The organism is Mycolicibacterium hippocampi, assembly GCF_010723735.1.
Lineage (GTDB): Bacteria > Actinomycetota > Actinomycetes > Mycobacteriales > Mycobacteriaceae > Mycobacterium > Mycobacterium hippocampi.
On record NZ_BLLB01000002.1, the window covers coordinates 3,710,525 to 3,724,832 of the forward strand.

The window sequence follows — 14,308 nt, forward strand, 5'->3', positions numbered from 1 at the left end:
ACTCGACACGACGGTGCAATCTCCGCAAACCCTTTACGTGCGCGTCAAGACGATGGGAGCACTGTTTTCGACCGCCCTGGCCACGTGCTCGCGTACCGGGCATCCGCAGGCCGGAGCAACGGGAAACCGGGGGACTAGGTGGGGCGTTCCACGACCTGGCAAAACTGACATGCCGGCTCCGGGAATAAATTGCGTACTGGCGTTTGCACACTGCCGGCGAAATCCGCCCCAAACAGCCCGCTTCCCTCTGGCAAGCAATTCGTGGTCTAATCCTTCCTCGGATTAGACGACATTATTGACGGCTCGGTGTTAGCCTTCGGGTCGAGCGGGGGGATGCGCGGCCACGGGCTGCGGATCGGTTTGCCATCCACGGCAACGTAGCCGGGACGCAGAAATATTGATGAAAGGACGTCGCCATGCCGTTGCTCGAGTCGACCATTCCTGGCTTGCTCGCGGATCGCGCGCGGACCCAGCCCGATGACGTTGCCTATACCTTCATCGACCACGACGTCGATCCCGCAGGATTCGCCGAGAGCCTGACCTGGTCCCAGATGTACCACCGAGTCCAGGTCGTCGCAGAGGAACTGCTGCGCCACGGCTCCAAGGGTGACCGCGCCGCCATCCTGGCGCCGCAGGGTCTGGAATACATCATCGCCTTCTACGGCGCCATGACCGCCGGCTTCATCGCCGTGCCGCTGCCGGTGCCCGCGATGGGCCAACTCGACGAGCGGGTCAACGGCGCGTTGCGCGACTGCCAGCCGGTCGCCGTCCTGACCACCTCCGCCGTGGTCGGCGAGATCATGAACTACGTCGGCGCCCAGCCCGGCGGGGTGGCCCCGGTGGTCGTCGAGGTCGACGCGCTGGACTTCGACTCGCCGCGCGAGGTCGAGGTCAACGTCGGGCCGCTGCCCAAGACCGCCTACCTGCAGTACACGTCGGGCTCCACCCGTGCGCCCGCCGGCGTGATCATGACCCACCGGAACGTGATCGCCAATCTCGACCAGATCTTCACCGACTACATGGAGCACCGCGGCGGGGTGCCGCCACAGGACACCACGATGGTCTCCTGGCTGCCCTTCTACCACGACATGGGCCTCATCCAGGGTGTCTTCGCGTCCCTGCTGTGCCCGCCGGACGGCCCGAACGGATCCTGGGGCCGGCCCGCGGTGCTGATGAGCCCGGTGGCGTTCCTGCAGAAGCCTGCCCGCTGGATCCAGCAGCTCGCGCTCAACACCCATTCGTGGTCGGCTGCGCCGAACTTCGCGTTCGAGCTCTCGGTGCGCCGCACCACCGATGCCGACCTGGAGGGCATGGACCTCGGGGGCGTGCTGGGCATCATCAGCGGCAGCGAGCGGATCCATTCCCAGACCATCCGGCGCTTCAACGAGCGCTTCGCGAAGTTCAACATGCCCGACACCACCGTGCGCCCCTCCTACGGCCTGGCAGAAGCCACGCTGTACGTGATCTCGGCGCCCTCCGGGCACTCGCCCGCGACGGTGCGGTTCGACTACGAGAAGCTGTCCGCCGGGCACGCGAAGCGCTGCGGTGTCGAGGGCGGCTCGGAGCTGGTGAGCTACGGCGCCCCGAGGTCGTCGACCGTACGCATCGTCGACCCCGAGACGCGCCTGGAGAACCCGGACGGCCGGATCGGCGAGATCTGGGTCCACGGCGAGCAGGTGGCCACCGGCTACTGGCGCAACCCGCAGGCGACCGAGCGCACGTTCGGCGGCGAGATCGTCGACCCGTCGCCCGGCACCCCGCAGAACACCTGGCTGCGCACCGGTGACCTCGGTGTCATGTCCGAGGGTGAGATGTTCATCATCGGCCGCATCAAGGATCTGCTGATCGTCGACGGACGCAATCACTATCCGGACGACATCGAGGCGACCATCCAGGAGATCACCGGCGGCCGGGTCGCGGCCATCTCGATCCTGGACGACACCAGCGAGCAGCTGGTCGCGGTCGTGGAGATGAAGAAGCGCGGCAACTCCGAAGACGAGGCGCTCGACACGCTGCGCGCAGTCAAGCGCGAGGTCACCTCGGCGATCAAGAAGTCCCACAGCGTTCGGGTGTCCGACCTGGTGCTGGTGGCGCCGGGCTCGATCCCGATCACAACCAGCGGCAAGATACGGCGCTCGGCCTGCGTGGATCGCTACCGCCAGGACGAGTTCAGCCGTTTGGACGTCACTACATGACCTCTGCTTTCGACGAGGATTCTCTTCGGAACTGGTTGGTCGACTATCTCGTCACCAATATCGGTTGCAGCCCCGACGAAATCGATTTCGACGCACCGCTGAACGACCTTGCGGTCGGCTCCAGCGATGCGGTGGTACTCACCGGTGAGCTGTCGGAACTGCTGGGCCGCACGGTGTCCCCGGTGGAGTTCTGGCAGTACCCGACGATCAACGCCTTGGCCAAGTTCCTCACCGGCGGTGAGGTCGACGCGGTCGCCGACGCATCGCCCACGCACCGCTCCTCGACCGAGGAGTCGATCGCGGTGATCGGTCTGGGGTGCCGGTTCCCGGGCGACATCCACGGCCCGGACGAGCTCTGGGAGTTTCTCTCCGAGGGTCGCTCGGCAGTCGGTGAGGTGCCGTCGTGGCGATGGGAGTGGTTCGACGACGGCTCTCCGGAGGGGGCCGCGGCGATGGCCGGCACCACCCGGTGGGGCTCGTTCCTGTCGGACATCGACCAGTTCGACGCGGAGTTCTTCGACATCTCGCCCAACGAGGCGGACAAGATGGATCCGCAGCAGCGGCTGCTGCTGGAGGTCGCGCACGAGGCCATCGAGCACGCCGGGATCCGGCCGGATTCACTGCGTCACACCCAGACCGGCGTATTCACCGGCGCCTGCCTCGGCGAGTACGGGGTCTTGGCGTCGATGGACCTCGCCCAGGTCAACGCCTACTCCGGCACCGGAGGCGCGCTGAGCGTCATCTCCAACCGGGTGTCGTACTACTTCGATCTACGGGGCCCCTCGGTCACCGTGGACACCGCCTGCTCCTCGTCCCTGGTGGCGGTGCACCTGGCCTGCCAGAGCCTGCGTACCGGAGATTCGGATCTGGCGCTGGCGGCCGGGGTGAACGTGCTTCTGTCGCCGGCGGTCACCCGCAGCTTCGACGAGGCCGAGGCGATGTCGCAGTCGGGGCGCTGTCATGCCTTCGACGCCCGCGCCGACGGTTTCGTGCGGGGTGAGGGCTGCGGGGTCGCGGTCCTCAAACGGCTCTCCGACGCCGAGCGCGACGGGGACCGGATCCTGGCAGTGGTGCGCGGCTCGGCGGTGAACCAGGACGGCCGGTCCAACGGCCTGATGGCGCCGAACCCGGCTGCCCAGATGGCGGTGCTGCGCACCGCGTACACCGCGGCCGGGGTGGAGCCGCGCGAGGTCGACTACGTCGAGGCCCACGGCACCGGAACCCTCCTGGGTGACCCGATCGAGGCGCGTGCGCTGGGCACGGTGCTCGGTCGGGGGCGCGCCGCCGACGCACCGTTGTTGATCGGTGCGATCAAATCCAATCTCGGGCACACCGAGGCGGCGGCGGGCATCGCTGGTTTCGCCAAGACGGTGCTGGCCCTGCAACACGGCCGCCTCCCGGCCAATCTCGGCTACGAGACCCCCAACCCGCACATCCCGTTCGACAAGCTGCGACTCAAGGTCGTCGCCGAGCCCACCGACTGGGCGGCGACGGGCCGCCCGCGCCGCGCGGGTGTGTCGTCGTTCGGCTTCGGCGGCACCAACGCCCACATCGTGCTCGAGCAGGCGCCCACCGCGACCATCGACGCCGGCGCCGACATCGACGCTGACGGTCCGTCGATGACCACGCTGGTGGTCTCCGGCAAGACGCCGCAGCGCATCGCGGCGACGGCGGCAACGCTGGCCGAGTGGATGGCCGGCGCCGGGGCATCCGCGACGCTCCCGCAGATCGCGCACGCGCTGAACCATCATCGTGGCCGGCAGGCCAAGTTCGCCACGGTCTGCGCCCGGGACCGGGCGGACGCGCTGGCCGGTCTGCAGGCGCTGGCCGCGGGACAGCCCGCGCCCGGCGTCGTCGGCCCGCGCGACGGTTCCTGCAAGCCGGGGACGGTGTTCGTCTACTCCGGCCAGGGTTCCCAGTGGGCCGGCATGGGCCGGCAACTGCTCGTCGACGAGCCGGCGTTCGCGGCCGCGGTGGCGGAGCTGGAACCGGTGTTCGTCGAGCAGGTCGGTTTCTCCCTGCACGAAGTCCTCGCCGGTGGCGAACCGGTGAGCGGCATCGCCAGGATTCAGCCGGTTCTGGTCGGCGTGCAGTTGGCTCTCACCTCGTTGTGGCGCTCCTACGGGGTCCACCCCGACGCGGTGATCGGGCACTCGATGGGTGAAGTCGCCGCGGCTGTGGTGTCGGGTGCGCTGAGCACCGCCGACGGGCTGCGCGTGATCGCCACCCGGTCACGGCTGATGTCGCGTTTGTCCGGCCAGGGTGCGATGGCGCTGATCGAGCTCGACCCGGAGGCCGCTGCCGAGCTCCTCGTCGACTACCCCGAGGTCACTCTCGCCGTCCACGCCTCGCCGCGCCAGACGGTGATCGCGGGACCGCCCGAGCAGGTCGACACGGTGATGGCCGCAGTCGAGGCCATGGATCGGTTGGCCCGTCGCATCGAGGTGGACGTCGCGTCCCATCACCCGACCATCGACCCGATCCTGCCGGACCTTCGCGCCGCGTTGCAGGACCTGGCGCCCGCGGTCCCGACGATCCCGCTGATCACCACGACCCGGGACCACGACGGACCCGAGCCGGTGTTCGACGCCGACTACTGGGTCGACAACCTGCGCAATCCGGTCCGCTTCCACCAGGCGGTGGTGGCCGCGGGGACCGAGCACGGAACTTTCGTCGAGGTCTCGCCGCACCCGCTGCTCACCTACGGCATCAGCGACACGCTGGGGACCACGCATCACCAGGCGGTGCCCACGCTGCTGCGGGACACCGACGAGACACTGACCTTCCACACCCACCTCAACAGCACCTACACCAGCCAGCCGCCCGAGACCGTGCACGCGCCCGAGCCGCATCTGGCGCTGCCGCCCACCCCCTGGGCGCACACCAGGCACTGGGTGCCGGTGCACAAGCCGGAACATCGTGGCGGATCGGCGCCCCGGCCGGGAACGCTGCTCGGCGAACGGTCCGCAGTCGCCACCACGCCACCCACCCACCTGTGGCAGGCGCGGCTGGTGCGGGAGGCCAAGCCGTATCCGGGTTTCCACCGCATCCAGGGTGTCGAGGTGGTGCCGATGTCGGTGCTGCTGCGCACGTTGTCGGTCGCAGCCGCCGAGTGCGGCGCGTCCAGGCTGTCGGGGCTGCGGTTCGAGCACCCGATCGTCGTCGGCCAGCCGCAGGTGATCCAGGTCGTCGTCAGCGGCGAGACCATCACGGTGTCGTCCGCCCCGTCGGCGGACGCCGCCGCACACCGCTGGGTCCGCCATGTCTCCGCGGTCCTCGGTTCGGACACCGCAGCCGACGAACCGGCGACGCAAGCCGGTGAGGTCCGGGGCGCCGAACGCGGCTATGACCGCTCCACCGTGGACGCGCTGCAGGCCAAGTGGGGCATCGAAGGCCAGCCGTTCCCGTGGTCGATCCAGGCCTGCGAAGCCACACCCGGTGGACTGCGCGCCGACGTCGACGTTCCCGACGCCTCGTCGGTCGCGCTACTCGACGCCGCCGTGCAGGTCGCCCGCCTCGCCGACATCACCGACGAGCGCCTCCTGGTTCCCGCAGGCGCCGAGAGCGTGTCGGTGACCGGTGAGCTCACCGACACCCACGCCGTGGTGACGGTGCGTCCCCGCTCCGACAGCGGTAACGACCTCGTCATCGACGTAGAGGTCACCGTCGCCGACGGCAGCGCCCATGTCGACATCCGGGGGCTGCGCTATGTCGACGTGCAGGCCGGACCCGCGCAACCGACCTCCGCCCCCGCTGACCCGCGCACCGTCGCGCACGCCCTCGACTGGCAGCCGTGGGTCCAGGACACCGCCGGGCAGCAGCCGGCGACCGGCACCACCCTGGCGGTGCTCGGTCAGGGCGACACCGCGATCGCTCTGCGGGACGGGCTCGTCGACGCGGGGTACTCGCCGGCCGACGAGGCCGAAGCGGCCTGCGTGCTCTACGTTCCCGACGCCGGGCCGGACGGCAGCGCCGAAAGCGACTTCGAGTGCGCGGCGCGGCTCACCGAGGAGGTGGCCGACCTGGTCCGCCGCCTGGCCGGCAGGAACCACAGCGTCGAGCCCCGGCTGTGGATCGTCACCGAAGGGGTCCGCGACGCACAGTCGGCGCAGGCGCTGCGTCAGAGCTGCCTGTGGGGCGTGGCCGGCGTCATCGGCGCCGAGGAGCCGCAGCTGTGGGGCGGGCTGATCGACATCGCGGGCCCGGCCGGCCTCGGCGCGTGCGCTTCGGCGATGGCCACCGTGCTGCCCGCGCCGGCGAAGTCGATCCTGGTTCTCGACGACGGCCAGTTCCTGTCCCCGACGTTGGCCGCCCTGGCGGAGCAGCCCGCGGACAGCCCGCACGAGGCCGTGCGGTGCCGCCCCGACGCCGCCTACCTGATCACCGGTGGCATGGGAGCCCTCGGGCTGCTCACCGCCGACTGGCTCGCCGACCGCGGGGCCCGTCGCCTGGTCCTGGCCGGGCGCACCGCACTGCCGCCGCGCCGCGAGTGGCAGACGCTCGACGGCGACGCACGGCACAAGGTCGACGCGATCAGGGCACTGGAGAAGCGCGGGGTCTCGGTCGAGGTCGCGACGCTCGACATCGCCTCCCGCGAGGCGCTCACCGCACTGCTCGCCAAACGCGATGACGAGGGCGCGCCACCGATCCGCGGCGTCATCCACACCGCCGGGCTCACCGAGAGCCAGTTGTTGACCGACATCTCCACCGACCGACTGCGGCGCACCATGTGGCCGAAGGTGGCAGGCGCCGAACTGCTCGACGAGGTGTTCCCCCCGGACAGCGTGGACTTCCTGTACCTGACGGCCTCGGCCGGCACCGTGTTCGGGGTTCCCGGTCAGGGCGCCTACGCGGCGGGCAACGCCTACCTCGACTGTCTGGCCCGCGGCCGGCATGGTCGGGGTGGCCACACCGTCAGCCTCGACTGGGTGGCCTGGCAGGGGCTCGGCTTCGGCTCCGACGCGCAGGTCGTCGTCGACGAACTGCAGCGGTTCGGGTCGCGGCCGATCCGCCCGGACGAGGCCTTCGCCGCCTGGGAGTACGTGAGCACGTTCGACGTCGCGCACGTGGTGATGGCGCCGATGCAGTCGGCCGACGACGCGGCTTCGGCCGAGTCGGCGACCGGCCCGACGCAGGTGCCCGTGTGGTCACAGATGTCGGCCGCCGAGGTGCACACCGTGCTCGAGGACGGGCTGCGCACCATCATGGCCAAAGAGCTGCGGATCCCGGAGAGCGAAGTCGAGACGGACCGGCCGTTCGCCGAGATGGGTCTGAACTCGGTGATGGCGATGTCGATCCGCCGTGAGGTCGAGCAACTGGCGGGGGTGGAGCTGTCGGCGACGATGCTGTGGAACCATCCGACCATCGCGTCCCTGGCGATCCACCTGGCCGACAAGGTGGCACCCGACACGGAGTCCGGTCACCGGGACGACGCGGTCGACGACTCGTCCGACAGCCTGTTGGACAGCTTGTTCGACAGTATCGAATCCAACTGATGCCCCCCACCACACTCGATTTCTCGAATTCACCCGGCACGCGAGAACATGGACATGTCGGGAGTCGATTCGAAAGGATTCACTGATGCCGCCCTCTGATGCCTCGATCCCTGCGGTGCTCGCCGACCGCGCCCGGCAGCAGCCCGACGACATCGCGTACACATTCGTCGACTACGAGGCCGACCCGGCCGGGGTGTCGGAGAGCCTGACCTGGTCACAGGTGCACGAACGCGCCCAGATCGTCGCGGAGAAGCTGGCGAAGGTCGGTTCCCCTGGAGACCGTGCGGTGATCCTGGCGCCTCAGAGCCTCGAGTACATCGTCGGGTTCCTGGGCGCCATCCAGGCCGGCTTCGTCGCGGTCCCGCTGTCGATGCCCCAGACACGCCATCACGATGAGCGCGTCACCGGCGCGATGAAGGACTCGGAGCCGGTGGTGGTGCTGACCACCTCGGCGGTCGTCGACGACGTCCGCCGATACGGCCAGGCCGACCCGGCGCAGCGGCCGCCAAAGTTCCTCGAGGTCGATTCGCTCGACTTCGACTCCCCGCCCAAGCCCGCACCGCAGGCGTCGCTGCCCAAGACGGCCTACCTGCAGTACACGTCGGGGTCGACCCGTAGCCCCGCCGGCGTGGTGGTCAGCCACCGCAACGTCGTCGTCAACGTCGAGGAACTGCTCGGTGACTACTACGAGAACTACGCCGACGGTGCCCCCGCGGACACCACGATCGTGTCGTGGCTGCCCTTCTACCACGACATGGGTCTGATCGTCGGCGTGTTCATCCCGATGCTGCTGGGCAGGCCCGCGGTGCTGATGAGCCCCGTCGCGTTCATGCAGAAGCCGTCGCGCTGGATGCAGCAGCTGGGTTCGAACACCAGCGCTTTCACCGCGGCCCCCAACTTCGCCTTCGAGCTGGCGGTCAAGCGGACCCGCGACGAGGACATGGCCGACAAGGACCTCAGCGGCGTTGTCGTGATGATCAACGGGGCCGAGCGCGTCCACGGATCCACGGTGCGCCGGTTCAACGAGCGCTTCGCGGCGTTCGGGCTGCCCGACTGGGCGATGCGGCCGTCGTACGGTCTGGCAGAGGCCACCGTGTACGTCGCCGCGTCGCACGGCGGGCGGCCGCCCACGTCGGTGCGGTTCGACGTCGAGAAGCTGTCGGCGGGCCATGCGGAGCGGTGCGACGATCTCGAAGGCACCGAGCTGATCGGCTGCGGTGCGCCGCGCTCGACCACGGCGCGGGTCGTCGACCCCGAGACCTGTGTGGAGAATCCCGCCGGCAAGATCGGCGAGGTCTGGCTGCACGGTGACCATGTGGCCGGTGGCTACTGGCACAACCCGAAGCTGAGCGAGCTATTCGCCGCGCAGCTCGCCGACGGCAGTCCGAAGGGTCCGTGGCTGCGCACCGGAGACCTCGGGGTGATGTTCGACGACGAGCTGTTCATCGTCGGTCGGATCAAGGATCTGCTGATCGTCGACGGCCGCAACCACTATCCCGATGACATCGAGGCCACCGTCGCCGAGTTCACCGGCGGTCGTGTGGCGGCGATCTCTGTTCCCGACGACGCCACCGAGAAGCTGGTGGTGATCGCGGAGCTGAAGAAGCAGATCGAGCCGACCGCGGCGGGCCGCGAATGGACAGAAGTGCTGGAATCGGTCAAGCAGCAGGTCACCTCGGCCATCTCGATGACCCACAGTGTGCGGCTCGCCGACCTCGCGTTGGTCGGGCCCGGCTCGCTTCCGTTGACGACCAGCGGCAAGGTTCGCCGCGCGGCATCTGTCGAGCTGTACCGCAACGACGGTTTCAGTCGTCTGGACGTCACTACATGACCTCTGCTTTCGACGAGGCTGCTGTTCGTCGTTGGTTGGTCGACTACCTCGTCACGAACAACGGCTGCAGTCCGGAGCACATCGATCGCGGGGCGTCGATGCACGACCTCGGGGTGGGGTCGCGGGACGCGGTGGTCCTCACCGGCGTGTTGTCGGAGTTCCTGGGGCGCACCGTGTCCCCGGTGGATTTCTGGCAGTACCCGACCGTCGACGCGCTGGCCAAGTTCCTGACGGGCGGCGAGGTCGAGCCCGTCGTGAACGCCTCCGACCACGAGCGTCCCGCCTCGATGGACGAACCGATCGCCGTCATCGGCCTCGGTCTGCGGCTGCCCGGCGGAGCCGACCTCGACGGCAACGTCGAAGGCCCGGACGCGTACTGGGACTTCCTCACCGAGGGGCGGTCCTCGGTTCGCGAGGTGCCCGAGGAGCGCTGGTCGTGGTTCGACGACGGCACACCCGAGGGCGCTGCGGCGCTGGCCGGTACCACCAAATGGGGTTCGTTCCTGCGTGACATCGACGCATTCGACGCGGAGTTCTTCGAGATCATCCCGCGGGAGGCCACCCGGATGGACCCGCAGCAGCGGCTGCTGCTGGAGGTCACCCACGAAGCACTGGAACATGCGGGTATCCCGGCGGATGCGCTCGCCGAGAGCCGCACCGGTGTGTTCGCCGGAGCCAGTGCCGGCGATTACGCGCAGCTGGGGTCGACGGATCTGAGCGGGGTGGACGCCTGGTACGGCACCGGTGGCGCGATCAGCATCATCGCCAACCGGGTGTCGTACTTCTTCGATCTGCGTGGCCCGTCGGTGACCATCGACACGGCGTGCTCGTCGTCGCTGGTGGCCATCCACCTCGCAACGCAGAGCCTGCGCACCGGCGATTCCGACCTCGCCCTGGCCGCCGGTGTGAACCTGCTGCTGTCGCCGGCGGGCACGCGCAGCCTCGACCAGGCCGAGGCGATGTCCCGGTCAGGCAAGTGCCACGCCTTCGACGCCGCCGCAGACGGTTTCGTCCGCGGCGAGGGCTGCGGGGTCGCGGTGCTCAAGCGCCTCTCCGATGCCCAGCGCGACGGGGACCGGGTACTGGCGGTGATCCGCGGGTCGGCGGTCAACCAGGATGGGCGCTCCAACGGTCTGATGGCGCCGAACCCGTCCGCTCAGATGGCGGTGCTGCGTACCGCGTACTCGACGGCGGGGGTGGATCCTCGCGAGGTCGACTACGTCGAGGCGCACGGCACCGGCACCCTGCTGGGCGATCCGATCGAAGCGCGCGCGCTCGGCACGGTGCTCGGTAAGGGTCGGGCACCCGACGCCCCGCTGCTGATCGGCGCCGTCAAGTCCAACCTCGGTCACCTGGAGGCCGCGGCGGGCATCGCCGGCTTCGCCAAGGCCGTGCTGTCCTTGCAGCACAACAAGATCCCGGCGAACCTGGACTACCGGAACCCGAACCCGCACATCCCGTTCGACAAGCTGCGACTGAAGGTTGTCGACGAGCACACCGATTGGGCGCCGGCCGGCAGGCCGCGGCGGGCGGGCATCTCCTCCTTCGGGTTCGGCGGTACCAATGCCCACGTGGTGATCGAGCAGGCGCCGGTGACGGTGCCGTCGCCCGCTGCCGATGCACCCGCGGTAACGACCCTCGTGGTGTCAGGAAAGACACCCGAACGCATCGCGGCGCAGGCGGCGATGGTGGCCGACTGGATGGCCGGCCCCGGCGCCGAGGCCTCGCTGAGCGAGGTGGCGCACACCCTCAACCATCACCGCTCGCAGCACGCCGCGTTCGCCACCGTCGTCGCCCGCGACACCGCGCAGGCGGTCGCCGGGCTTCGGGCCCTGGCGGCCGGACAGTCGGCCCCCGGCGTGGTCGGCGCAGCATCGGGCAGTCCCAAGCCGGGCACCGTGTTCGTCTACTCCGGGCAGGGATCGCAGTGGGCCGGCATGGCGCGGCGGCTGCTCACCGACGAGCCGGTGTTCGCCCAGGCGCTGGCCGACATCGAACCGGTGTTCGTCGAGCAGGTCGGCTTCTCGCTGCGCGACATCATCGCCGGCGGGGAACCGGTCAGCGGCGACGCCCAGGTGCAACCGGTGCTGATGGGTCTGCAGCTGGCGCTGACCGAGCTGTGGCGTTCCTACGGTGTGCATCCCGACGCGGTGATCGGCCATTCCATGGGCGAGGTGACCGCGGCCGTCGTCGCCGGAGCGCTCACCCTCGCCGACGGCCTCAAGGTGATCGCGCAGCGGTCCGCGATCATGTCCCGCCTCGCCGGGCAGGGCGCCGTGGCGCTGCTCACCCTCGATGCCGACGCCGCCGCCGCCGCGATCGCCGACCACCCGAGCGTCGAGATCGCGGGTCATCTGTCGCCGCGACAGACCGTGGTCGCGGGCCTGCCCGACCAGGTCGACGCCGTCATCGCCGCGGTCACCGCACAGAACACCTTCGCCCGCCGGGTCAACATGGTGGTCGCGTCGCACACCGCGCTGATGGACCCGGTGCTTCCCGACCTCCGCTCCGCGCTGGCGGAGGTGGAGCCGAGCATCCCCACGCTGCCGTTCCTGTCCACGGTCACCGATCCCGCGTCGTCGCCGGTTCTGGATGCCGACTACTGGGTGGACAACGTGCGCAGGCCGGTCGAGTTCAGCCGGGCCATTACCGCCGCGGCCGCAGACCACGGCACGTTCATCGAGGTCAGCCCGCACGCCGTGCTGGGGCAGCCGATCCACGACACGCTCGCGGGGGAGCCGGGTCACCTGATGCTCGCCACGCTGGCGCGCGACACCGACGACACCGTCGCGTTCCATGCCAACCTCAACGCCACCCACACCTCCCGGCCACCACAGACCCCGCTCGGCGCCGAACCGCACACCGTGCTGCCCACCACCCCATGGCAGCGCACCCGGCACTGGGTCGACGTGCGGCCACGGCGCCGGGTCGGCGGCGGGGCCACCGGCGCCCTGCCCGCGGACAGCACCGTCCCGCCCGAGTGGTTCTGCGAACTCACGTGGCCGGTCAAACCCCTTGCCGCAACCCCGGACCCGGATCTGGGCGCTGCCGGCAGCAGCTGGCTGGTGATCGGCGACGATGCGGTGGCCGACCAGCTGGCCACGCTGCTGGGAGAGCGCTCATCGGTCACCTCGGCGCCCGCCGACGCGGCACCCGCTGCCCTCGCCGAGGCCGTCACGAACGCCGGCCACGTGCTGTACGCGCCCCCGGTGAGCGACGGCGACGAGCTGGGTTACGAAATCTTCGAGAGGGGCCGAGCCGTCGCCTCGGCGGCCGCCGCGAGCGGGCGGGGGCCGAAGCTGTTCCTTCTGACCCGCAACGCGCAGCCACTCGCGGAGGGGGACCGCGCGAACCCTGCGCACGCAGTGCTGTGGGGCCTGGGGCGCACGCTGGCCCTGGAGCACCCCGAGATCTGGGGCGCGGTCGTCGACGTCGACGAATCGGTACCCGCGGTGGTGGCGGCCCGGTGGGTGGCCGCCGAAGCCCACGCCGGTGACGGTGAGGACCAGATCGTGTTCCGGGCGGGCACCCGCCGGGTGGCGCGGCTGGTCCACGCGCTGCCGCCGGCCGCCACGCCAGAGGCCGAAGCACTGGACCCCGACGGGGCACATCTCGTCATCGGCGCGACCGGCAACCTCGGCCCGCAGATCATCGAGCAGCTCGCGGCGATGGGCGCGCGGACCGTCGTCGCGGTCTCCCGGAACCCGGGCAACCGCCTCGACGAGATCACCGCCCGGTTGGCGCCCCGCGGCACCACGGTGGTCGCCGCAGCCGCCGACGCCGCCGACGAGACGTCGCTGAGCGCGCTGTTCGACCGGTTCGGCGCTGACCTGCCGCCGCTGGCGGGGATCTACCTCGCTGCGATGAGCGGCGGCCCGGTGACCCTGGCCGAGATGACGCACGACGACGTGGTCGCGATGTTCCGGCCGAAGATGGACGCGGTGGCGGCGCTGCACAAGCTCTCCCTGGGCCACCCGGTGCAGCAGTTCGTGCTGTTCTCGTCGATCTCCGGGGTGCTCGGCTCCCGCTGGCTGGCGCACTACGCCGCGACCACCACCTACCTGGACACGTTCGCCTACGCGCGGCGCGCCGCCGGGCTCCCCGCCTGCGCCGTCAACTGGGGGCTGTGGAAGTCCCTGGCCGACGTCCAGACCGGGTTCGAGCGTCAGGCGACGGCGGAGTCGGGTCTGGAACCGATGGACGACGCGGTGGCGATCACCGCGTTGCGGTCCTTCGTCGGCCCCCAGGCGCCTGCCCGGGCCACGGTCGTCGCCGCCGACTGGCCGAGGTTGGCGACCGCCTACCGCACCCGCGCCGAGCTGCACATCCTCGACGACCTGCTCAACGACGAGACGGTCGACGGGACCGTCGCGCTGTCGTCGGACACGAAGTTCCGGCAGCAACTGCGGGAGTGCGAGCCCGACCAGCGCGTCGACCTGCTCGCCGACCACGTCACCGCCCAGGTCGCCGCCGCGATGGGCCGGACCTCCGCACACACCCTGGATCCGACGGTCGGGTTCTTCCAGTTCGGCATGGATTCGCTGATGAGCGTAACGTTGCAACGTTCGCTGAGCGAAAGTCTTGGTGAGGTCCTGCCGGCCTCGGTGGTGTTCGACTATCCGACCGTCGAAGCCCTCACCGGTTATCTGGCCGCCATTCTTCCTGAGATAATCGAGACCGCCGGTACCGACAACGGGGTCGCAACCGTCTACAACGTCACGGAAGACGCATACGACGACCTGGCCGAAGACGAACTCCTCGCCAGACTGTCCGAAAGATTGAGTTAG

At 69.9% G+C, this 14,308-nt stretch carries 4 protein-coding genes; all 4 read left to right on the forward strand.

The window, feature by feature from the left end:
• Nucleotides 1–416 precede the first annotated feature (416 nt).
• The 4 genes from G6N53_RS18955 (at nucleotide 417) to G6N53_RS18970 (ending at nucleotide 14,308) form a co-directional block, all read left to right on the forward strand.
• Nucleotides 417–2,195 (forward strand): AMP-binding protein, encoded by a 1,779-nt coding sequence (locus G6N53_RS18955; RefSeq protein ID WP_163890931.1) that lies wholly within the window; start codon nucleotides 417–419, stop codon nucleotides 2,193–2,195.
• Nucleotides 2,192–7,690 carry a type I polyketide synthase gene (locus G6N53_RS18960; RefSeq protein WP_163890932.1) on the forward strand — a complete coding sequence of 1,833 codons (5,499 nt, stop codon included), beginning with the start codon at nucleotides 2,192–2,194 and terminating at the stop codon, nucleotides 7,688–7,690. Before G6N53_RS18955 ends, G6N53_RS18960 begins: the two co-directional genes overlap by 4 nt.
• An 85-nt stretch (nucleotides 7,691–7,775) precedes the next feature.
• Complete coding sequence (locus G6N53_RS18965; protein ID WP_205390413.1) at nucleotides 7,776–9,521, forward strand: AMP-binding protein; 1,746 nt, start codon at nucleotides 7,776–7,778, stop codon at nucleotides 9,519–9,521.
• Entirely contained in the window at nucleotides 9,518–14,308 is a 4,791-nt protein-coding gene (locus G6N53_RS18970; protein ID WP_163890933.1) for a type I polyketide synthase, read from the forward strand. Before G6N53_RS18965 ends, G6N53_RS18970 begins: the two co-directional genes overlap by 4 nt.

What these genes read in the sequence shown, in the direction of transcription:
- G6N53_RS18955 (WP_163890931.1), top strand. Translation starts at nt 417, where the DNA reads ATGCCGTTGCTCGAGTCGACCATTCCTGGCTTGCTCGCGGATCGCGCG.
- G6N53_RS18960 (WP_163890932.1), top strand. Translation starts at nt 2,192, where the DNA reads ATGACCTCTGCTTTCGACGAGGATTCTCTTCGGAACTGGTTGGTCGAC.
- G6N53_RS18965 (WP_205390413.1), top strand. Translation starts at nt 7,776, where the DNA reads ATGCCGCCCTCTGATGCCTCGATCCCTGCGGTGCTCGCCGACCGCGCC.
- G6N53_RS18970 (WP_163890933.1), top strand. Translation starts at nt 9,518, where the DNA reads ATGACCTCTGCTTTCGACGAGGCTGCTGTTCGTCGTTGGTTGGTCGAC.